At 33.7% G+C, this 23,845-nt stretch carries 17 protein-coding genes; 6 read left to right on the forward strand and 11 right to left on the reverse strand.

Going from position 1 to position 23,845, the window contains the following annotated elements; all coding sequences use genetic code 11:
- Positions 1-48: 48 nt before the first annotated feature.
- Both Q5Y73_RS17920 and pdxR read right to left on the reverse strand, forming a co-directional pair.
- The gene (locus tag Q5Y73_RS17920; RefSeq protein WP_305993290.1) at positions 49-912 is read right to left on the reverse strand and encodes a DegV family protein; all 864 of its coding nucleotides are present in this window, start codon (positions 910-912) and stop codon (positions 49-51) included.
- 237 nt (positions 913-1,149) lie between these two features.
- Positions 1,150-2,625 (reverse strand): MocR-like pyridoxine biosynthesis transcription factor PdxR, encoded by a 1,476-nt coding sequence (pdxR, locus tag Q5Y73_RS17925; protein WP_305993291.1) that lies wholly within the window; start codon positions 2,623-2,625, stop codon positions 1,150-1,152.
- Between the two features lie 124 nt (positions 2,626-2,749).
- On the opposite strand from pdxR, the gene Q5Y73_RS17930 reads away from it, so the two are divergent.
- Positions 2,750-3,688: a DMT family transporter gene (locus Q5Y73_RS17930; protein ID WP_305993292.1), complete on the forward strand. Its 939-nt coding sequence runs from the start codon at positions 2,750-2,752 to the stop codon at positions 3,686-3,688.
- 186 nt (positions 3,689-3,874) lie between these two features.
- A complete protein-coding gene (locus Q5Y73_RS17935) occupies positions 3,875-4,804 on the forward strand; it encodes a DMT family transporter (protein WP_305993293.1) in 930 nt (309 codons plus the stop codon).
- Positions 4,805-5,069: 265 nt separating this feature from the next.
- Here Q5Y73_RS17935 and Q5Y73_RS17940 read toward each other — a convergent pair whose 3' ends face one another.
- Positions 5,070-6,314 carry a helix-turn-helix domain-containing protein gene (locus Q5Y73_RS17940; RefSeq protein ID WP_305993294.1) on the reverse strand — a complete coding sequence of 415 codons (1,245 nt, stop codon included), beginning with the start codon at positions 6,312-6,314 and terminating at the stop codon, positions 5,070-5,072.
- A gap of 155 nt (positions 6,315-6,469) precedes the next feature.
- Here Q5Y73_RS17940 and Q5Y73_RS17945 point away from each other — a divergent pair, with 155 nt between their 5' ends.
- On the forward strand, positions 6,470-7,816 hold the full coding sequence (locus Q5Y73_RS17945) for a helix-turn-helix transcriptional regulator (RefSeq protein ID WP_305993295.1): 1,347 nt from the start codon (positions 6,470-6,472) through the stop codon (positions 7,814-7,816).
- Here Q5Y73_RS17945 and Q5Y73_RS17950 read toward each other — a convergent pair.
- Both Q5Y73_RS17950 and Q5Y73_RS17955 read right to left on the reverse strand, forming a co-directional pair.
- Entirely contained in the window at positions 7,813-8,814 is a 1,002-nt protein-coding gene (locus tag Q5Y73_RS17950) for a 3-oxoacyl-ACP synthase III family protein (RefSeq protein ID WP_305993296.1), read from the reverse strand. The two genes, Q5Y73_RS17945 and Q5Y73_RS17950, sit on opposite strands and share 4 nt — an antisense overlap.
- Positions 8,815-8,959: 145 nt before the next feature.
- Positions 8,960-9,604 (reverse strand): oxidoreductase, encoded by a 645-nt coding sequence (locus Q5Y73_RS17955; protein ID WP_305993297.1) that lies wholly within the window; start codon positions 9,602-9,604, stop codon positions 8,960-8,962.
- A gap of 168 nt (positions 9,605-9,772) precedes the next feature.
- Between Q5Y73_RS17955 and Q5Y73_RS17960 the strand changes: the two genes are divergently transcribed.
- On the forward strand, positions 9,773-10,837 hold the full coding sequence (locus tag Q5Y73_RS17960) for an acyltransferase family protein (RefSeq protein WP_305993298.1): 1,065 nt from the start codon (positions 9,773-9,775) through the stop codon (positions 10,835-10,837).
- 121 nt (positions 10,838-10,958) lie between these two features.
- On the opposite strand, the gene Q5Y73_RS17965 is transcribed toward Q5Y73_RS17960, so the two are convergent.
- The 3 genes from Q5Y73_RS17965 to Q5Y73_RS17975 form a co-directional block, all read right to left on the reverse strand.
- Positions 10,959-11,459, reverse strand: coding sequence for a DinB family protein (locus Q5Y73_RS17965; protein WP_305993299.1), 501 nt, complete (start codon positions 11,457-11,459; stop codon positions 10,959-10,961).
- Between the two features lie 73 nt (positions 11,460-11,532).
- Positions 11,533-14,106 carry a beta-1,3-glucanase family protein gene (locus Q5Y73_RS17970; protein WP_305993300.1) on the reverse strand — a complete coding sequence of 858 codons (2,574 nt, stop codon included), beginning with the start codon at positions 14,104-14,106 and terminating at the stop codon, positions 11,533-11,535.
- Positions 14,107-15,111: 1,005 nt separating this feature from the next.
- Positions 15,112-15,447 (reverse strand): nucleoside triphosphate pyrophosphohydrolase, encoded by a 336-nt coding sequence (locus tag Q5Y73_RS17975; RefSeq protein ID WP_305993301.1) that lies wholly within the window; start codon positions 15,445-15,447, stop codon positions 15,112-15,114.
- A gap of 279 nt (positions 15,448-15,726) precedes the next feature.
- On the opposite strand from Q5Y73_RS17975, the gene Q5Y73_RS17980 reads away from it, so the two are divergent.
- Together Q5Y73_RS17980 and Q5Y73_RS17985 are read left to right on the forward strand one after the other, a co-directional pair.
- Positions 15,727-17,391 (forward strand): glutamine--tRNA ligase/YqeY domain fusion protein, encoded by a 1,665-nt coding sequence (locus tag Q5Y73_RS17980; protein WP_305993394.1) that lies wholly within the window; start codon positions 15,727-15,729, stop codon positions 17,389-17,391.
- A 130-nt stretch (positions 17,392-17,521) separates the two neighbouring features.
- A complete protein-coding gene (locus Q5Y73_RS17985) occupies positions 17,522-18,124 on the forward strand; it encodes a hypothetical protein (protein ID WP_305993302.1) in 603 nt (200 codons plus the stop codon).
- An 84-nt stretch (positions 18,125-18,208) separates the two neighbouring features.
- Here Q5Y73_RS17985 and Q5Y73_RS17990 read toward each other — a convergent pair whose 3' ends face one another.
- The 3 genes from Q5Y73_RS17990 to Q5Y73_RS18000 all read right to left on the reverse strand — a co-directional run bounded on the left by Q5Y73_RS17990 (position 18,209) and on the right by Q5Y73_RS18000 (position 23,687).
- Positions 18,209-21,001 (reverse strand): carbohydrate binding domain-containing protein, encoded by a 2,793-nt coding sequence (locus Q5Y73_RS17990; RefSeq protein WP_305993303.1) that lies wholly within the window; start codon positions 20,999-21,001, stop codon positions 18,209-18,211.
- 44 nt (positions 21,002-21,045) lie between these two features.
- Positions 21,046-22,806 (reverse strand): carbohydrate binding domain-containing protein, encoded by a 1,761-nt coding sequence (locus Q5Y73_RS17995; RefSeq protein WP_305993304.1) that lies wholly within the window; start codon positions 22,804-22,806, stop codon positions 21,046-21,048.
- 371 nt (positions 22,807-23,177) lie between these two features.
- On the reverse strand, positions 23,178-23,687 hold the full coding sequence (locus Q5Y73_RS18000) for a hypothetical protein (RefSeq protein ID WP_305993305.1): 510 nt from the start codon (positions 23,685-23,687) through the stop codon (positions 23,178-23,180).
- Positions 23,688-23,845: the final 158 nt, after the last annotated feature.

Raw genomic sequence — 23,845 nt, forward strand, 5'->3', positions numbered from 1 at the left:
GTCCATGGTAAAATTCATTAATCTGATTTTATCATTATGTTAAGGGATTTATATTAAAAGTTCCTTTTCCGTATAATAAGTAATGCCAATTGCACCTGGTCCAACATGTGTACCTACGACAGGTCCTATAGGACAAATCTGAACTTTTTTTCCTGCAATTTCTTTTATGGTTTCAGCTAGACTTTTTGCTTCCTCTTCATTCTGAATATGATGCACAATCACATCACCTAAACCAAATGTTTTGATATTATCATAGAACACGTTTGTCATTTTGGTCACCGCTCGTTTTTTTGTTCTTATTTTATCAATCACATTCGTTTTTCCATCCGAAACGGTTAGAATGGGTTTGATTTTAAGCACAGAGCTTAATAAAGCTTTGGCAGAACCAATTCTTCCCCCTTTTTTTAAATACTCCAACGTTTCTGGAATGAAAATAAATCGACTTCTCTTCATATTATTTATAGCCGCTTCTACAACATCTCTTATACAATTCCCTACAGCTGCTTCCTTCGCAGCTGCTAATGCGGCAAAACCCAACTGCATGCTGGTTGACCCTGAATCAATAATTTCGATGCTTGCATTAGGATGCTTTTCTAAAATCATATTACTTGCTAAAAGTGCAGTAGAATAAGCTCCACTCATTTCAGAAGAAATAAATATTGCGACAATATCATGATTTTGCTTCACTAAATTTTCAAAAATAGAATATAAATCATGCACCGATGGTTGTGAAGAAGTCGGCAGTGCATTACTCTTTGCTAGCTTATTATAAAAATATTCACTGCTTACATCCGTTTCTTTAAATGATTCATCTTCGAATGTCACACTTAGAGGTACTACCGTAATATCATACTGTTTTTGAATCTTTTCAGGTATATAGGACGTACTATCTGTAACGACTCTAATAGCCATGTATTTTCTCCACCTTAACACGATATTTCATTTACATACCACTCAACACTTCAGTATGTATAACAAACGATGAATGACTCATTTGATTCATCTGATTTATTTATGTTTTACTTTTATTATTATCTATCACAATATGGAAAATATAAATTATTTTGTGACCTATTGCTGTTTTGACTCCATAATTATCAATATATCATTCGGTATACTATTGTTAAATAGGTCTTTAATCATATGTTTTCAAAACAATGGTGTATCTTCTGTAAAAGGATTTAAACCTTCCATGTGATCTTGTACCACTTTCTTGAATACGTCCAGAGCCTCCTTATACGTATTTAAAGATAAATTGCCGTAACTAATCCTAAGATGATTCACCTCTGGTTCATTGGGATAACACATCGCTGAAGGCATGAATAAAAGCTCTTGTTTCAAAGCATCGATGAGTAAATGCTCTGTATTTACATGTGATGGGAAAGTAATCCACATTACTGGTCCACCATTAGGAATCGTCCATTTAAGACCTTCAATATTCAACTCATTCAAGGCGTTAATTAGTAAATTCCTTCTCAAAAGCAGTAATTTATTCATCTTTTTAAAATGAGATTCAAAATTAAATGACTGAATAAATCGAGCAATAATCCTCTGATTCAATAGAGGGGAGCCAAGATCTGAAACACTTTTAGCCGCTTTTAATTTATTTAATATTTTCCCATCAGCTACAATGCAGCCCACCCTAAAACCAGGCGAAATCGGTTTACTGAAGCTTTTTAAATAAATGACATGGCCATTCTCATCCATTGATTTCATCGGTTTTGTAGGTGCCTCAAATCTTAGTTCACCCCACGGATCGTCTTCCATGATGATGACTTGAAAAGCCTGTGCAATTTCAACTAATCGCCTGCGTTTCTTTTCACTAAGTGTGGTGCCTGTAGGATTCTGAAATGTAGGATTTGTATAAATAAACTTCGGCGAAAACTGCTCGCACATCTGTAATAATACATTTAAGTTCATTCCATCCTCATTTGTTGGAATCGTCTTAATGGTCACGCCTCTGGATTTAAATATATCAATGATCCCAATGTAGGTTGGTGCTTCTACGAAAACAACATCCCCTACACCGAGAAAGGTTTTAGCAATAAGCTCAAGTCCTTGCTGCGCACCACTTGTTATAACAATTTTATTAGGAGAAACATTCAAGCCTTCAACCACTAAATAATCACTTATAACTTCCCTCAAAATATGATCCCCTGGACCAGGACTATAAGAAGTTAATATAGTAGGTTCATCTCGAATTACCTTTGTACTAATATTCGTTAGTTCCTCTACGGGTAATAAATCATGCGCTAAATTAGCAATGGATAAATTGTATTTATGTTGTCGGGAAAAAGATTTCATCTCCTTCCACGTCTGTGCTCTTGGTAAAAAGTCCTCAATCATGTTTTGCCAATTATACGGATTTGATTGTTCAATTCTTTCTACACTTCTTTTGACGTAACTGCCCTTCCCTTGCCTTCTTTCAATTAACTGCTTCTTTTCTAAAAGTTCATAGGCCTTCTGTACAGTTACAAGACTGACTTCAAGTTGATCAGCCAGTTTTCTTACTGAGGGGAGTCTTTCTCCTTCTGCAATTAATCCAGAACGAATACGGTCTGAAACAGACTGAAATATTTGCTCAGGAAGTGAATGCTCCGTTTGTTTTGATAATGAGATTTTCATATTCTTCCCGCCTCTTTAATAACTGTTATAAAAGATGTTTTACTGTTATACATATTATACCTTATTATTACCTCAATGTAGTAAATATTTCTTTGGAAAATAACATCGTTAGGGGGAAACGGTTATGGTTATTCTGAATTATTTAATTATTTGTTTTATATTTGGGACTACATTTTTTGCAATAAAAGTAGGCATAGATGCTGGTGTAGATCCTATCTTTTCTGCATCACTAAGATTTATTGCGGCTGGACTTATGGTCGTTCTTTTTTTCAAAATTCGTAAAGTAAAGTTCCCGTCCATAACAGTAATGAAACAGTTAATCATTGTTGGTTTTTGCATCACCTTTGGTACTTTTTCAACTCTATATTGGGCTGAACAGTATATTCCTTCAGGATTAGCAGCTATCTTGTCAGCATTTGGACCAATTATGGTTTTATTATTAAATAAATATGATGAGAAATCGAAATTGTCCTCTATACAGGTATTAGGTCTAGCGGCAAGCTTGGGAGGGGTTATACTTATCGCTTTTCCCGGAGTAGAAGGGGTTGTAAATTCATTATGGATCATTGCTTCCATCGCTGTTGTGTTAAGTCAATTTTTCTATAGTTTTGGAACCATCCGTTCAAAAAAAATAATGGCTGAGAAATCTAAAATCTCTCCATTTTTATTAAATGGGATTCAAATGTTGTTTGGTGGAATCATGTTGTTGATTTTCTCTATAGTTGTGGAAAAACCAACTTTAACTGCTTTAACAGATACATCTGTTTCATTATCTTTACTTTATCTCATAGTATTCGGTTCTATCATGGGTCATGGATTGTTTTATTGGTTAGTAAATAAAACAAATCCCGTTTTCCCTTCTACATGGTTATATGTTTCTCCCATTATTGCCATGGTATTAGGTATTACATTTTTAGATGAGGCAATCCAAACGTTATCTATTGTGGGATCACTTATGGTATTGGTGGGTGTGTTTTTAACAAATCAAGACACATTGGTAGAATATTATCGGAAGGGGACGCTATTTAAAGTAAACCATAGAAGTGGAGGAAATCTCCGATGATGCACCTTCTACATTCTTTTTAGAATTTAGGAATACTCTATCATTGGACAGTTGTTTTCATAATATATGCATAGCCCCAGTTAAATTAGGGTTCCACTTGCATTTAAAGTCATGTACACTATTAGAATCAGATTTTATTCGAATTTTGCAACTGGAACTCATCAATAACAGAAAGCAGGAATGAACATGCCACGTATCCTCTTTTTTATACTTATAATACTCAGTCTCATCTGGGGCGGATCTTTTTATTTTATTAAAATACTACTTGAAGATTTTGGACCGTGGACAATTGCTTTCCTTCGATCTTCTTCTGGATTAATAACGATTGTTCTAATTATGCTTATTTTACGAAAACCTTTTGAGCTTCGAAAGATGCCCTGGTTTCCTTTGTCCTTTATGGCTCTAATTAATACAGCTATCCCTTGGGCTTTCATTGCTTTCAGCGAAACAAGACTGTCAAGCAACATGGCATCTGTATTAAATGCAACAACACCTTTATGGACCATCATTATCGGTATCATTTTCTTTCGTTCTGCAACGAACCGTCTACAATGGGTTGGACTTGGAATTGGTTTGATCGGTCTGATCATTTTGTTAGATGTGAATCCTACTAGTATCATTTCAGTTGATTTACTGGGATTTGCTTGTATGATCGCGGCTACTATTTGTTATGGACTTGGCTCTCAGCTCTCTAAACGTATGTTAACTGGTTTATCCATGTATCAAATTACCTTTTGTACATTATTCATCGGTTCGATAGGCAGTGGAGCTGTAGCTTTATCTGTTGAATCCATCGCAGTTTCCGATATACTATCATGGAAAAATATAAGTGTATTAATTGGTCTTGGGGGACTCGGATCAGGGGTCGCTTATGTTCTATTTTATTACTTAGTTCAAAAGGGAAGTGCCGAATTTGCTACAATGGTGACTTACCTTGTACCAGCTACAGCTATCATTTGGGGATATACTTTGCTAGGCGAAGAGGTGAAATGGACTTTATTAGTGGGACTTTTCCTCGTGCTTGGTGGTGTATTTTTATCTACTAGACAACAAACAAATAAAACAATAAAGGATCAATCTATAAAAGAACACAATGTACGAGATCAATTTTCATAAAAAATCTAAAGGTGAAGAACATGATTTTTTAATTATTTTATATTTTTTCATATTCACACCTTTAGAAGATGTTTTTATTCAGTCATTCTTGAAAACGCTTTCTATTTTTTTTGATAAAATAATGTAGTTCTAACCTTGATCAGAAATAGAAAATACTTCAGGATGATCTTCTCCATAAGAAACGGTTTCAAATGCAGTCATAGTAAAAGAGATTATTAATAATATACCTAGAATAAGTAACTTTTTCAAAGGTAACACCTCCTTATCACACTTTACTTAATGTAATAATACACTTGTAAAAATCACTAGACTTCTTATATTTTGCAAATTCATAGTAGTAGTCACCCAATTTTGTATAAATTTCAATTAACGTATCCGGGGTATAATTTTTTCGAAAATATGGGATGGCTTTATTTTCTAAGTATTCCCTTGAATGGTCACTTTTAATATTATATAAACTATCAATCGTTTTTAGTTTATTTTCAATAAACTCCCATTTGTTTTTCTGAGCATATTCCAAACCTTTATTTAGCCAATGATTAAAATGATGATGTTCATTTACATTCAAGTAAGCTTTTAATATGTACATCACTGTATTCCAAAAAGTTTCTGTTTCTTCACTTTTATATTCTAAAGCTCTAAAGTAATATTCAATCGCTTTTTTATCTTCACTTTGCTGAAAATATAAATATCCAAAATTATGATAAATATTCCCTAACCTTATATCATCTTTGATTTTTTCTGCAAATCTTAAGGAACTTTCCAAATTAATCAATGCTTCATCAAACTGATTCAATCTTATATAGTTAATAATCAAAATACTTCTAGTGTCTATCATACGTTCATAATCAAAGTCACGTTGATAATAATCTAGAGCAACCTCTGCATAATAAATAGCATCTGAAATGTGGAATAATCTGCTGTAGGTCAGAGACAACATATAATAAACATGAGGGTCTTTTTCGAGTAAATTTATTTTTTTAGAGATTTGGTGTGATTTAATGAGTAGTTCTAAAGCTCGATTTAAATCGTTTTGAAAATAATAATAAACACCCTTCAGGTGATAGAACATATATTGTTGATCTTCAGAAAACAGTTTTTCAACATCATTTAATTCATTGATTAGTTTTACACTTTGACTAAATTCCTGCTTGAACAAACAATATCTAATATGAACTAATGTATATTGATTAATAATTGTTGGATTTGTAATACTAGACATATTCAATTTACAATGATGATAAAGCTCCTCTTGCTCTATGTTCTTACTTTTAATTGCTTTATACCATTCATTGATTAGTTCTAAGGTTTTATTTTCAAACTCTTCATCATTCATTGAATACTCGATGCCTAACTTTTTAAAAAGCATCGATATAATTTCTTCACTGGCTTCCGTATTGTTGTTTTCTATTTTACTCAGATATGGAATCGAACAAATGCCGGCAGCTAGTTCTTTTTGAGTCATCCCTTCTTTAACTCTATGGTAATATATTCTTTCACCTAATTTCAATATATCCCCTCCAATTCCAGGGTTGGGAAATACGAACCTTTTTATTGATTTATTATACCATTTCATATCCATATTTCCCAATATGAGATCTCTGCAGTTTATGATAGGATATGTGGAAGCTAGTGTTTTAAATATGAAATGATTGAGGTGAGAAGATGGAAACAGGAGAAAAAATACGATGGATAAGAAAATTCAAAAACCTTACACAAGGAGAATTAGTTGAAGGAATTGCATCTGTGACATACATTAGTCGAGTTGAAACTGGAAGGGTTGAGCCTTCACCTTCGTTTTTAAACAAAGTTTCGAAAAAACTGGGTATAACTAGCGAGTATTTGACTAATACATTGAATGAAAATAGAAATAAATTACGACAACTCATTTTAAACTACAAAAACAATGTACACCTGCTTAATGAATCCGATTTATTCTATTTGCAAATGAGTGCTCTTGAAATGCATTCCCAAAATGATCTTACGAACATTTATGGTATATTGATCAGTTACTATACGATAAACAATCACTTAGACGAAGCAGAAAAATTAGTTGGAAGATCCGTAAAGTTAATCAGCAATAAAAATATAGATAAAAGAAACTTCCCTCATTTCTTTTACTATAATAAAGCGATAGGAAACTACTATTATGCAAAACAGTTCTATGAAGATGCCAAGTTCTATTATTCTATAGCAGAACGCTATATTACGGATGAAACTAGTATAGAGAGTGGTCATTTATACTATAATTACAGCCTTGTTTATCAACAGATTTTTGAAGAAATCAATATTAGCTTGATTTATACAAATAAAGCTTTGCAAATATACAAGATGCATAACCACGAAGAGAATATAATCAAAACTATGATTTTGCTAGCTCAACAATATCGAGACCTTCACCGTATTGAAGACGCGTTGTCTAATTTAAAAAAAGCTCAAAAGTTATTATTAGAACATGAACTAAACCATATTTTATATTCAGAGATTCAATACAATATTGGTAAAGTTTATCAAAAAATAAATAAAGATACACATGCTATCCAATATTTTAAAAGTACACTGCAAATATCTCAGCCATTTATTCAAACAAAACTCTCTGACATGAATGGCAGTGTTCCGCACATTAAAATCTATGCCTATGCCTGTAAAGGATTAGTTGAAGTCTTGTATAAACAAAAAGATTGGGAAGATGTTCAATTTTACTTCTCTACAGCCTTTGACATTTCTTGTCATCATCACTTACCGCATCTATACATCGAACTCAAAGCGATTAAAGCAAATATCTATAAATATAAAGAAAATCACATTTTCTACGAGAAAGAAATGAAGGAAGCGATCCAATATGCACTAGATCATAAACATTACGTGATCACAAAGAAACTAGCTACTGAATTAGGTGATTATTACTTTGAAAATAAGTATTATAAAAAGTCTGTGGATTATTACAGGTTAGCTCGAAATCATACTCAAAACATACTTGATTCATCTGTAGAATTCTCTTCTGTTCTTTAGACTTGAATCAAAGTACATACCCAGTGCATACCTGAACCAATTCCTATTAATGCTGCATAATCTCCACCTTGCAGCTCACCAGATTCTATATAATATTTCAATCCAATAAGTTGATCTGAAGCCCCCATATGGCTAAATTGAGAAGCCAAATTAGCATTTGTTTGATCCATAGGGACATTAAATTCAATAGCAAAATCTTTCATTTCGCTTTCATTATCATGCAAATAAATGACTTTTTTAAGATCTGAGAGTTCGATCCCCGCCTTTTGGCAAGCATATTCAACAACCAATTTATTTCTTATATGTATTAATTTAAAAAAGTCCATCAATTGCTCATGCAAATCTGGAAGTGTAGATGAATCCTCTTTATTAGTAATTCCTGAGTCAAATGGAGTGACAGCAGCTCTCCACTCATCACGTAATATTGGAGCATACATGCCATCCGAAGCCGTTTCTGTTGTAATCCACTTACAATGGTTATGGTTTCTTTTCAATACAGCAGCTACAGCCCCATCCGAGTGTAAGTAATCATTATATGTTGCTCGATTTTTATGATCATCACAAAAACGGTTAGCAGTCACGATAAGTACATTTTTATATTCTGGATGAATTGCAAATTTACCCGCAATCGCATCAAATGCCATTAAACCTGAAGTACACGCTTGATTAAATACTTGAACCTCTGCTCGAACTGCACCTAATTTATGCTGCAGCTCACATGCCGGATCCCAATATGTGGATGTGGGCACTTCACTTACTGCCAATGCGATATAATCAATATCTTCCGCATTCATTCCCGAATTTTTCAACGCTTCTTCTGAAGCCTCTAATGCCAAATCTGTTTGGCTGACTTCTGGTGGGGCAACGTAAAACTTTTTATATCCCCAGTTTTTAATTTTTTCAATATTCGCTGTATATTTAGAAACTGCTTCCTCCACACTATAAGCTTCTCCTAAGGCTTGCCCAAAACCCAAAATACCATATGCACAACTAGACATGATGGCTTCCTCCTCTTGTAATTTCAATAAAGGATGATGACGTATTTCTATTTTATATGGAGGTTCATGTAAAAAAAAAGAAGTAAAATTTTTTTTGTTTTGAGCGTTTTAAGGAGATAATTACGTATATGATTTTCAACCAATGTTAGATCTCGTCCGATAAATATACATTCACACCTTGTTTCTCACTTTGTGCTGCTTTCAACATACCTGAAGCTACTGTTTTAGCATGGATAGCTTTATATTTTTTCAAAGGACCAATAAAAACGAAAAATAAAGCCTTAAATAAAATTTCTGCCGATTTCTCACCAAGTCTAAACTCTTTTCGGTCTCCTACTAATAAAGACGGTCTAAAAACATGCAATGCATCGAAACCAACCTTTCTCAGTTCTTGTTCCATCTCTCCTTTTATACGTGAATAAAAGGTTGAAGAATTAGGGTTTGCTTGCATTGCACTTATGACTAAAAATTGCTTTGCTCCCATTTTCTTAGCAAGTTTGGCCATTACCAAAGGATACTCGACATCAATACGGGTCATTGCTTCTTTTGTTTTTGCTTTTTTAATCGTCGTACCCAAACAACAAAATACATCATTTACTTTAAAAACATCTTCAAACTCATGTAATTTTTCAAAATCTACAATGAACTCTTTAAGCTTTGGATGTGTAATATGAAGTGGTTTTCTTACAATCGCAGTGACACTTTCATATTCCTTGCTGTCAAGTAAATACCTAAGAAGCTCACTGCCAACTAAACCTGTTGATCCAGCGATTAGTGCAGATTTTTGCACGCTATTCAACTCCTGTCTAATCAAGATTATAGTCTATGAAAATCATTTGTTGGTTTTCAGTATACCATGATATGTATGAACAATTGGCAATAATTAAACTCTAGTTATTTCAGTCCATTTCTAATATGATAAGTTTAAATTCTAATAGCATATTCAAGAGGTACACATATGATTAAAGAATGGAATTTATTAAGAGTGGTTGCTTGTTTAAGCATCGTGTTAATACACAGCACAACTCAGATAGGAATGATAACTGGTTATCCAGAAGGTGATTATTATAAGCTATTTCGGATTCTTCTTTGTTATGCTACCCCAACCTTCATTATCTTATCAGAAATGATTTTAGCAAATCGTTATCCTAATCACTTACCAAAACAATTTTGGTTAAAACGGTTTAAATGGATCTATATCCCTTTTCTAGTGTTTGGAGTCATAGATGCCATTATAGTAAAACAGCTATATTCAACTGTCGATTTACAGAAAAAAATGCTCGACAATATTTTAATGGGAAGTTACGAAGGGTATTTCATTCTTATTATTCTCCAGTTTTATGTGTTACATTATTTTGTCATTCGATTTAAGATTCCATTGCAAACTCTTCTACCCATCAGCTTCATTGTAATGGGATTGCATTTATATTTATTAAACACAAATATTCCTTTTGTTCAAGAATATAAAACACTTTTAAAAATACCTTTTACAGCATGGTTTGGTTACTTCACTATTGCTTTTTTATTTGGGAAACACTATAAAACCATTTCAGAAAAACTATTAAAATTCAAATGGATCACATTTTTAGGAGTCCTTATCTCTGCTGCTATCATATATATAAACTATAAATTGGGGGTTGTCGGTGTCAATTCAAGAAGACTTGATATATTTCCACTAACGATATTCGTTAGCTTAGCAGTGTTAGCCTGGGGACAATTGATTCCAAACTTTAGAATGATAAATTTAATTAGCAAGTACTCTTTTGGCATCTATTTAGTACATTGGCAAGTTCAAAGATATATAGCGCCTTATACTGTAGATTGGTTCCATCATACTTTTACCCAAGTGATTGGTTTATTTATGATTACATTAATCATTACGATGGTTCTTATTTACTTCATCTCTTTGCTACCTTTTGGAGCTTATATCGTAGGAAAAACAAATCGACAAAAGAAAGAAAAGACATCACAAGTTCATTTACCATGGATACTGAAGGATAAATTAAATAACACTTCAAATTAGGAGCAGATCATTGGCCTTCATAAATGGAATGAAACTGGACAAAATACAAAGGAATACACTCGATATCAATGATGTATTCCTTTCTTTCTTCAATTACATTAATCGAATGGATTTAGGCGTATTAATGAACTCCATTTTTAGGATCCCATATCCCTTCTGTTTTTCTTATTTCTAATATTTGACCCGTATGATATGCATTATGAATATTGATATTTGCAATTGCTGCTGACCAAGGCTCATCGGAGTCCTTAACAATTGAAGTATGTAGTTTATCTGGATTACAATTTTTGACTGCTTCAGTCCATTCAGACATGACTGAATTTAATCTTGACACTGTGGACTGCCATTCTTCAACAGTGCCGTTCAAGCTGCCACTTTCAAAGGTAACATCATTATTAATTTCTTCCCCAGTTACTTCAACCCCTTTAAAGCGATTCAAATAACGTTCATTCCAAAAGATAAGATGGTTCACAATTTGTTTGCCAAATGGAATTACTGGCTCCGTTTTTCCCTCGTAATCAGTAAATAATTTACTAATGACAAAAACCCCTATCGGAGTCACTCGAATAGACAGCCAAATACTTTCTATTGAGGTAGTTAAGTTATGAGAAAAAGCTTGCAAGGAAATCAAATCCCTCACAAGCTTTTATTATCAATTTTTTACTGCTTTATTTAAATTTTTTTCGATGTGTTTATTACCATCCTACATTAATAATCAATGCGTCCGGATCATGGTGCTCTAATAATGTACTGAAGTTTCTAACATCATCATATGCAAATCCATAAGCTAATCCGTCGATGCTATAGTCATGCCAGAATTTTGCGTAGAAGTTCGCTGTATCATTCTGATAGAATGCATTAGCGTTACTCCAATTTGCAGGATCATACATGATGCCTCTATTTAAAGCTGCGCAAATTTGTGCTTCTACTACTTTCTCATCTGGACTTCCAGTATCCATAGGACCTGAGCATTCCAAAACTTGAAGCGTAGTTGGTTTACCCTTTATATAAAGATTATATGGACCACCATTTTTAGAAAAGACAAAATCATCTCCAACTACATGTCCACTAAAAGTACCTGCTTCAGCAGTAAATGTTAATTCATTTGTTCTGTAGTAATCCCAAACTTCATTTACATAGTTGTCAAAATAATTACCATAAATTCCTTCAGGTTTAAATTCACCTTTACCTGGAGCAACGATTCTGTATGGCTCTTCTACTAAGGTTTGGAATTCTGTTGGCATTTCATTTTTAAATGCTGCAAATATTTGATCACGAGTATAGGTTTCCCCTACGATTCTGTCATATCCGCCAGAGCCGAGTAATCTAGTTGTAATCGGGAAGCTGAATTGGTCGACTCTTGTTGAGTTCCCATGATAACCCCACTGGTCAATTGTAAATTCTATCCACTCAAAATAAATATCTTGATTTGGATCCGTTGGATTATTCAAATCTGGTCCAGCAAATCCTACTCTTCCATCAGCCGCCATATTTAATTTAATATACATCGGACTACCCATACTAATAAACATTCTTCCAGAATCGATTTCAGGCATAGAAACCCAATCTGTTTCACTCATTTTGTTAAAATAGTTTGGATAATTTTGACCATTTTTCGTTAAATGACCTGGCGCATCATTATCTGATACAGAACTTGGGATCAAATTCCCATTAGCATCAACATAACTTAACTGCCCTGTTGCTTTGTTGTAACCAAGAATAGCCCAATAAATTTCATCATCTGAATACTGACCATCTGTTCCATTTTGCAATTGGAATGTCATCACTCCGTTTCCAGTTGGGAATGATGGAACTTCTCCAGGATTCGTTGGTTCAGATGGTTCTGTTGGTTCTGTTGGAGTACCGGCACCTTCATTGAATTTTACCCAGTTTAGGTTTCCAATTCCTCCAGCTGCTCCTTTAAATACAAAGTATACATCATGTGTACCCGTTACATTTGAAACAGATGAAGTGTTTGTAACCCAAGACTGCCATCCACCTGTGTTGTTAATATCTACTGTTCCAATCAATGTTCCTGTTGCACTATCCAATCTTACTTCTATTGTGCCACCTGTTGATTGCGTAGCTACTCTTGCTTCTATGCTTTTTGCTCCATCTCCAAAGTCAACGTTATGAAAAGCAATATAGTCGCCATTATCTGTCCAACCTACATTTCGTCCGGCACCGATGTCTGTAGTAGCTTCCGTTTGGATGCCTCTCATTGAATCATATGCTTCTGCTTCGATTTTCACGAAAGGATTAATGGTACTTGGTTCTGTAGGTTCAGTCGGCTCCGGCTCTGTTGGTTCTGGTTCTGGAGTCGGTTCAGGTTCTGGTGTTGGTTCAGGATCAACTGGATCCGTTGGTGAAACACCTGTTGATTTTAAAACCATTTCGTCAATACGAACCATTTTTGCAGTTCCTACACCTTCAAAACGAATAAACTTTGTATTTGCAAGATTCGCATTAAAATCTGCTAACGGAATTTGAATTGTATTATAGTTCGTCGTTAAATTGCCGTAATCAGATAAAGATACTGCACGATTGGTCCCATCATTTAAAATGATATTAATGTAATTCTGCTCCCCACCTGATCCACCTTTTAATACTAGTTCTAATGTATCATACGCAGAAATATCTTGATTAATATATTCATCAAAAGATTGTCCTGCATTTCCTCCATTAAAGAAGAAATATAAGTTAGCTTCACCTTCTAAATTATAAGTTCCACCATTTTTGACAATGTTCTGTCCTAAATCATTTTTATTTCCGTTCCACTGAGTCCATTTGTTAAAGTCATCAACAACTAATGCCTCTACATCGGGATTAGGCACAGGAGTTGGTTCTGGTTCTGGTTCTGGTGTTGGTTCTGGTTCTGGTGTTGGTTCTGGTTCTGGTGTTGGCTCAGGAGTCGGTTCCGTTGCTACACCATGAGTATCAGTAAATAAAGGTGTATTATATGCAGGTGTTCCATTATTATAAGTAAAAGAATAACTTAATACGTCCCCTGCTTGTAAATTGTTCACAGTATGGGTAAAAACACTTCCACTTTGATTCATTCTGACGTTTTGTTGTACACCATTATTCACTTTGTAATGAACGTCAACCCAACTTGTATTTACATTAGATGCGAATACAATCTGAGATGAGTTAGTATTTACGGTTTTAAGCTCAGCAGTGAAATCTGCTGCGGACACAATATTACCCGTTACCAATGATGATAATACTAATGACATCATCATGGTTATGGTTATCATTTTCTTTAACATATTTTTTCCCCCAAGTTTTTTATTCAAATGACTCACATGTTAAAATAAAATATTTTCCAAATTAAAAAGGATTTTTATATTTTTTGTTGAATAATTAAAATACAGTAATAAATCTCCCTTGAATATTGATTAAATGTTTGTTTTTTCTTTTAATCAATTATGAAATCTATTACATAACATTAGTTTTATTGCTGTATTACATAACAAACATAGAACAACACAAATTGAAGCTTAATAAAACAAAGATTAAACTGTAAAGATCATTGATTTCATTCAAACTATGTATTGTTCAAACATGAAATTAAGTAACATTAGCAACTTTTTAAAAAATATAAAATAGAGTACTTATTTTTTTTGAAAGGCAAATTTATATCTTTTTAATTTTTATATTTTTGAAAACGCTTTCTTGTCTCTATTATAACTAAATCCTTTTTATTTTTATTTTTATTGTGACCAACGACTAATAAACCGATAAATCCTCCTTCCACTTAGCCTTATTTCCCATTCCATTCATTTTACATTCAATTTTTATTTTTTTGAATGTGATTATATATAACCATAACATATGTAATATATGAATTCTATAGTAAAAATGATCCATAATCATAGGGTTTATAAGGTATATACCAAAGAAAAAACATAAATAGCAGCTACTATAAATATTCAAATCTAGTTTTTTATATAAAATTATAATAATAAAATCTAGTAATATATCCCATTATAGTGGAAGGTGATTTCGTAAACATGAACAAAAAACTAGCTTTTATCACAAAAATTTATTGCATTTTTCAACCATTATTTCTAAGAAGATCATACTGCATTTTTTGAAGAATGGTTAAATCTATAAAAAGAATCCTTCACTCAGACAAGTACAGGAAGTCTAGTGCATTGTTAGTCACAGATATAAACCTTAATCTGGTTTCTACAGGTTTTTACCCCCCTTAAGAAGAGGGAGTCTTACAAATCGTTTTGTACTATGACTTAGGGAAGACAACAACTACTGCCCTAAGTCATTTCATTATCTGCAACTTCTATTAAAAATATCTTCTCCTTAAAACTACCTCTTTTTTGTACCTTTACCTCTCTTATGTTATCAAGTTCTTCTAATGATGCACCATGTTGACTTGCTAAAGCATGTATAACCTCCAACATATCGGCCAACTCATCTAATGCATCTTCGTCTGTATTCGCAGCAAGATATTCATCCAACTCTTCCTTTAATTTTAAACGAAGTTCTGTTGTGAATTCACTTTCATTTAATACCCTAGTGTGATATTTCTTCCCTGTATTACTTATGATGTCTGGGATAAGGTCTCGAACCAACTTATTATAAATCGGCATTTACAAACCTCCTTTATTTCATGCAATAATTTTGTCCTATTGTCATTCTATTTTATCAGTATAATTCACATTAAACAAACACATGTTCTATGCAGTCGAACTATTTATCTTTTTCTTACAATCAAAGAGAGATAAGAAAAAGTAGTTCATGATACAATAAATCATGGTTTGGTTTATTGTATTTCAAAGATGATTGTTGGAAAAAACTTTATATATATGTTATAAATAAGATTAAATTTTATGTGAACACGATCATGAATATGAGGAAGGTTGAAAATGATGGAAAATAAATCGTCAAACTTTATTAGGACCATTATTCAGAAAGATTTAGAAACGAGTAAACGAGACCATGTAATCACTCGTTTTCCACCAGAACCGAACGGTTATCTACATATTGGACATGCGATGTCGATTATTACAAATTTTGATCTTGCAGATGAGTTTCAAGGTAAGACCAATTTACGCTTCGATGATACCAATCCCTTAAAAGAGGATGTTGAATTCGTTGAATCCATTAAAGAAGATGTAAAATGGCTCGGTTATGAATGGGATGGGTTATTCTTTGCTTCAAACTACTTTGAAGAAATGTATAATCGAGCAGTTTTACTCATTAAAAAAGGTTTAGCTTATGTCGATGATCTTACAGGAGATGAAATTCGTTCGTATCGTGGTACTTTAACTGAACCTGGGAAAAACAGTCCATACCGAGACCGCTCCGTAGAAGAGAACCTTGATTTGTTCGATCGTATGCGTAAAGGTGAGTTTGAAAATGGACAGAAGGTATTAAGAGCTAAAATTGATATGAGCTCTCCTAATATTAATTTGAGAGATCCAGTATTGTATAGAATTGCACATACCACACACCATAATACAGGAGATAATTGGTGTATTTATCCAATGTATGCATTTGCTCATCCGATTGAGGATGCTATTGAGGATGTGACTCATTCCATCTGTACACTTGAATTTGAAGATCAAAGGCCTTTATATAATTGGATTATTGAACAAACAGAAATGGAAAGTACCCCACAACAGATTGAGTTCGGTCGTCTTAATTTAACAAATACAGTGATGAGTAAAAGAAAATTAAAACAGCTAGTAGAAGAAGGATTTGTAGATGGATGGGATGATCCACGTATGCCAACCATTTCTGCACTTAGAAGAAGAGGTTTTACTGCTGAAGCCATTCGTGCATTTGTTCGTGCGTTAGGTATAACGAGAGGTGACGGTGCTGTTGATTCTCAAATGCTCGATCATTTTATGAGAGAGGATTTAAAATTAAAATCTCCTCGTACGATGGGGGTTTTAAGACCTCTCAAAGTTGTCATTACAAACTACCCAGAAGGTCAAGAGGAAATGCTGGAAGCGGAAATCAACCCTGAAAATCCTGAAATGGGGACAAGACAAATTCCATTTTCAAGAGAAATCTATATTGAACAAGAGGATTTTATGGAGAACCCTCCTAAAAAGTACTTCCGTTTATTCCCTGGCAATGAAGTTCGTTTAAAACATGCTTATTTCATTAAATGCGAAGAAGTGATTAAAGACGAGAATGGAGAAGTTGTTGAAATTCATTGCACCTACGACCCTGAAACAAAAAGTGGATCAGGATTTACAGGCCGTAAAGTAAAAGGAACAATTCATTGGGTGGATGCCAAACATGCTGTTCCAGCAGAATTTCGATTATATGAGCCATTGATTCTAAGCGAGGAAGAAGAACAAGTTGAAGATGAATCGGAAGAAAAAACCTTTTTAGATCATGTAAATCCGAATTCTTTACAAGTGCTTAATGGTTTTATTGAACCGAATATGAAGGATGTTAAACCTCAGGATAAATTCCAATTTTTTAGACATGGTTACTTTAATGTAGACCCTAAACATTCAACAGAAGATCATATCGTTTTTAATTTGATCGTATCTTTGAAAAGTTCATTTAGATTGTAAGTATATGTTTTCAAACTCAACTGTAACAGGACGAATTCACACATGAATTCGTCTTTTTCTATTACATACAAATGATAATATGAATGTTATTATACCTATATGTCCATGTGAAGCGGGGGGGTTAATACGAGTGGTACGTTATTTAATAAAAGGCGTTTTTATATTCTTAGTAACCCTATTTTTATTTTACCTTTTCCTAAAATATAATCAGCTTTCAGGCTTTGGTCATCTTGCAATTGACTTATTCATATTCATTGGCGCTTTTATTTTTACCTTCATTATCGCTTCTCTCATTGATATATGGATGGATAAAATTCATTTCAAATTTACACTTCAATTGATTTGCAGTTTATTGCTCATCCTTTTCTTTGTTTATAAGATGTTTACCCCCTATTTTTATACGGAGCAGCATTTAAAAGAGAATGCAATGGATAAGATTGAATTATATTACCAACTCTCAAACAACGAGCTCAGTGAGGAGGAACGTATTAATCTTGCTGAAGCTTCACACACTGAACTTATGGCTTTTAATCTAACATATTTAAACCGTTATCCAGAAGAAGAATTGGTTGAAATTGAAGTAAAGGACTTCCGTCGTTATTATTATCAGTATCATATAGTCGTAGAGCTAGAGTTACTTAAACAAACACAACTAGTAAAAGAAACGAATAGATATATTTTTACTAGAGAAGGTTTTGATTTCAAAATAGGGGGCCGAAGTTTTATAGATTGAAGATTGCTTTGACCATCATCGCAAAAAACACAGAGGAGAAAATCCCCTGTGTTTTATTGTGATTAATTGACTTCACATTGATAGCTATTCTTTTTCTGTTACTACCACATTATCAATAAAGATATCATGAGCTTGACCTATTTTCTCAGTCCCATCTAATTTACCTGCAAAGAACTTCAAATTCACATTATCACTTACTGGCAACGTAAATGTTAATTCATAAGATGTATTAGTAGATGTTAAATCTACCGTTTGATCTAAATATCGAGTATAGTCAACATTGTCAACGATGACCTGAAATTTTCTATCTACTGTACTTCTTGCATCAAATTGTACAGTATACTCTTGGCCTTCCACTGCTTTAAATGTTCCTTGATTTAAGGAGATCGTAAAGAACATATCTCCTTCATCTTGAACTGCGATTTTCGCTTCTCCATCTACAGCTGAAATTTCAGCTTGATCTGGAGTCATTACAAATGGCTCCCACCCTTCAACTGAACTATCGAATGTACCATTTGAAATGAGTGCTGACGATTCCTCTTTCAATACCACTTCCACATTATCTAAATAGATATCATGGGCTTGACCTAGTTTTTCTTCCCCATCCATTTTTCCAGCAAAAAATTTCAAGTTTACATCATCATTTTTTGGCATCGTAAATGTTAATTCATAAGGTGTGTTAGCTGATGTTACATCCACAACCTGATCTAAATACCTCTCATAGCTTACATTATCTACAATCACTTGCATTTTTCTATCTACTGTACTTCTCGCATCAAATCGTACAACATACTCTTGACCTTCTACCGCTTCAAATGTTCCCTGATTTAAAGAGATCGTAAAGAACATATCTCCTTCATCTTGAATTGCGAATTTTGCTTCCCCGTCTACAACTGAAATTTCAGCTTGGTCTGGGGTCATAACAAATGACTCCCACCCTTCAACTGAGCTATCGAATGTACCATTTGAAATGAATGCAGACTGATTAGCATCTACTGCTTCTTCGACCTCAGCTCCTACATCAACAGCCTCTCCAGTTGCTGTAAACTTCACATTATCTAAGAAAATATCGTGTTGACCAATTAATTCTTCTCCATCCAATTTACCCATTAAGAATTTTACCGTAACATTATCGTCCTCTGGCACATCAAATGTAAATTTGAACGTTTCATTTGTTTGTGATAAATCTACTGTATCGTCCAAATATCTTGTATACACAACATTATCAACAACAACCATCAATTTTCTGTCCACATTACTTCTTGCATCAAATTCTAACGTGTAAGACTGTCCCTTTTTAACCTCGAACTCCCCTTGTGTAAACTGAATACTCCAGAAAATCTCTCCTTCTTTTTGGATAGCTACCTTTGCTTCTCCATTATCTGAAGTTATGTTCACATCTGCATCAAAATGTGCAAATGTTACCCAAGGCTCTACAGCAGAATCAAATGTTCCATTCAGAAATCCATCTAACGAGGAAGCTTCCTCTGGTCTTCTTAACTCTCCAGATTCAAATTCCGTATTAATTACTTCATTCTCAACTATTGCAGGATCAACATCTTCATATACTCTTACATAATCGACTTTCATCTCACTAGGAAACTCTGTACTTTCATCTGGTTCACCAGAAAAACTTCCTCCTACAGCAAGATTCAAAATCAAATATTGAGGAAGATCATATACCCACTCTTCTTCTCCAAAGTTGTATACAACTTCATCTTTATTTACGATATGATACAATACGTCATCAACGTAAAATTCAATCTCATCCTCATCCCATTCCACAGCATATACATGGAAATCATCTGAAAATTTCCCTTCAGATAAATGATAATCACTAGTTATCCCTGTACCACTAGATAAAGGACCGTGTAAAGTACCAGAAATTTTATCCGGTGTATGACCTGCCAACTCCATAATGTCAATTTCACCAGTTTGAGGCCAGCCTACTTCATCAAAGTTCTGCCCTAGAGTCCAAATCGCAGGCCATATTCCTTTTCCTTCTGGAACAAGTGCCCTCACTTCAATTTTCCCATGAGCTTGACTGAATAAATCATTAGTTGTCAGCTTTGAAGAAGTATAATAAAACTCTTTTCCTGCTTCTTCACGAGGATTTTCTTCTTTAATTGCTTTAATAACCAAGTTTCCATCCTCAATAAAAGCATTTTGAGCTTCATCCGTATAATATTCTAGCTCTCCATTTCCCCAGCCAGGATTACCGTAATCTGCACCATTTCCGATTTCAAAAGTCCATTTTGTTCTATCGATTTCATCTCCATCAAATTCATCACTCCATGTAAGCTGCCATTCTTCAACCAAGTCTTCATCCGCTTCAGTATTTGTTCTGTTTAACAACTCTTCTTTTTCAAAATCGAAGTTCATCATTGCATCAAATATTACAGCTGCATCAGCACGAGTCACTAACTTGCTCGAATCAGATGTATCTATAACTTCTGTAATACTTACAGTATTTAATAAGGGAGCTAATAAGCTTTCTACCTCAGCAAATGTGATCGTTTCCAAAGGATGTAATAAACCATCCTCAGATACAGGAAGATAGCCTGCTGCTTTTGCAACTTCATTATAATACCAATCTGATTCTTGAACATCCTTATACGTTACTTCAGCTTCATCTGTTATACCTAATATTCTATTGGCAATTATAATAACTTCTACTTTGGTAATCGGTTGATCGGGTTTAAAGTCCCCATTAGGATAACCATTGATAATTCCACTGTCATTCAAACGTTTAATTGCTTCATAAGCCTCATGATCTGCTACATCATTAAATGCTGCTAACGCTGGAACACTTGTAAATAATAAACATAATGATAATATAATTGCCCAAGTACGACTAGACTTCATATTTTTCACCATTCTTTTATTTCCTCCTAGTATGTGATTTATAGATAAATTTAGCTTTAATTTTCATATAACTTAACATTATCAATATAGATTTGATGAGGTGTGCTTGGAGCACCGTTTACATTTCCAAGCATAAATTTTAAAGAAGTATTATCATCCTCTGACATCGTAAAAGTGTATTGATAAGTACTCATCATTGAATTGATGCTTACATTTTGATTCAAATATTGATGGTAAACTGCATTATCAATGATGACTTGGATGTCTCTTGCTTGATCTGTTCTAGCATCAAACTCTACTGTATATTGCTTGCCTGCAGTTAAGTCTAAATTCCCTTGATACAACTGTACTCCCCAAGATTCTGCACCAACGTTACTAACTGAAATTTTCACTTCATTATTTTCAGCTTGAATGGCTGCCCCTGCATCAAAATGTACATATTGATCCCAAGATGTTAATGCTCCTTCAAAGGTTCCATTTGTAACTTTAGAAACTTCAGTCACAGGTAGTCCTTCATAAAATCTTACATTATCAATGTAGATTTGATGAGGTACGCCTACAATTTCACCAATTTTTCCAGCAAGTAATTTTAAACTAACCTCTTCATTAGCAGGCATTGTAAACGAAATTGTATACGTATTCATCTGAGTGGTTAAATTCAATGTTTCATCTACAAACTTCGTAAAATTTTCATTCTCTGCAACGACTTCTAATTGTCTTGCCACATCAGATCTTGCATCAAACTGTACGGTATAAGTCTGAGCATTTTCTAACTGAAATGGTCCTTGATTTAACTGGAGACTCCAAAATTCATTACCTTCGTAATTTACATTGATATTAGCTTCTCCATTTACTACAGTTATACTGGCTGCAGCATCACTATGAATATATGTATCCCATCCATTTAATGCGTTATCAAAAGTCCCATTTTGTAAATTCAACTGAGGTACAGTTGGCTCTACCTCTTCATATAAACGAATATAATCTACTTCCATTTGATTAGGTACAATCGTATTTTCATTTGGACTGCCTGGGAAAAAACCACCAACGGCTACGTTCATAATAAAATAAAATTGATTATCAAAAACCCAACTTTCTTCACCATATTGTGCAATGATGACATCTTTGTTTACTGTATGATATGGTATTCCATCAATATAATACTGAATTGTATTCTCGTCCCACTCTACAACATACTCATGAAAACCATCTGCAAAAGTGCCTTCATTCAACACATAGGTACTAGAATATCCCTGAAAACCGTTTTGTTCTGATAGTGGTGAGTGAACAGTTCCATATATTTTATTTGGTTCTTGACCTAACAGCTCAACAATATCTATCTCACCAACATCAGGCCATAGCTCTTCTGGCCATTCTTTACCAAGCATCCAAACTGCTGGCCAAATGGCATCTCCCTCTAACAATTTGGCTGAAACTTCAATTCTCCCATATTGAGGCATGACTTTATTTTTCGTATTGATTCTTCCAGAAGAATAATAGGTTGTAAATGGTTTTCCATCCGCTTCATATACTGTACGTTCTTCTTCAGTGACTTTAATGATTAATTTACCATCTTCAACAGATACATTTTCGGGTGTGTAATATTGAAGCTCAAAATTCCCCCATCCATTATCAAATGGACCCCACCCAATGTCATAGTTCCAATAATCCATATTAAGCTCGGTACCACCAAACTCATCACTCCATACAAGGTTCCATTTTTCATCCAATGGTTCTTCAGCTATAGAGATAGATATTAAACTAGCACATAACAACAAACTTAATACAACTGCAATCAGATTCTTTTTACCCAGCATAAACCTCTCCCTTATTTTTAGTAAAAGTCGTTCTTGCTAGTAGAATGATTTCCTATCCTCCTTTTTATCTTTTTGAAAACGATTTCAATTGTAGAAATATAGTCTTTTCACAATTAACAAACTATATAGTTTGGTTTCTCTAGCTGCACGTGAAACCGTTTGCAAATAATAGGAAGATTATACTTTAAACTGGTTAAATATTCAATACATTTTGCATAATTTTCATATTTTCATTGTTTTTTAAAAGACACCACATCCGAAATAATGCTTGTCTCTCAAAACAATACACCATATGATTCTTTATAATGGAAGATCATTGGTTCCCTTGAAAACTCGGAGATTGATTCACATGAATATTAACAAGAAATCCCTTAGATTGAAAATGGAGGAGCAATGATTTCTATTTTACAACTAGATATTGCTGATAATTTATCTCCTTTTTTAGCGCTTTCTATAAAAAGAAGAACTATACCTTCTCCAACATTAACAATTCTTCCATTTTGTCCTTCATCACCTACAGTTTGTTGTGAATTACATACTATAATTTCTTTCATCTCCCCTATCATAGATTTTGCTAAGTTTGTGACTGGATCTTCAATACACGAGCATTCTCCCTTGTCTTTTCTAATATCTTTTAATTTGATCGTAAATGGTACTAAAACCTCAACGTAACAAACTTCACTAACTGAAATGTAAGCAAGCTCACCACTATTATTTAAATCAAGAGTAGCAATAAAACTATCGACAGCCATTAAAGTTCCGACAATATCAGATTCAAGAGAAATAGTTCTTATATCAACCTCCTCGCCCACCAACTGTTCTAAAACACACTGCATCGGACAAACGCAGCAATCACATATAGTTTTATCAAAATGTCCCATAAGATCCACTTCCTCCTTATTTTATTTGATGAGATATAATATGCGTGGATTTAATGTAGTGATTGGACTTATGTCTAAGGTTGTAAAAATCCGAAATTATCAGTTTCAATACATCATGTGATGAATAAAATGTAAGTAACAAATCACAGATGTGTCTG

The organism is Chengkuizengella axinellae, assembly GCF_030730905.1.
GTDB classification, from domain to species: Bacteria; Bacillota; Bacilli; order Paenibacillales; family KCTC-33759; genus Chengkuizengella; species Chengkuizengella axinellae.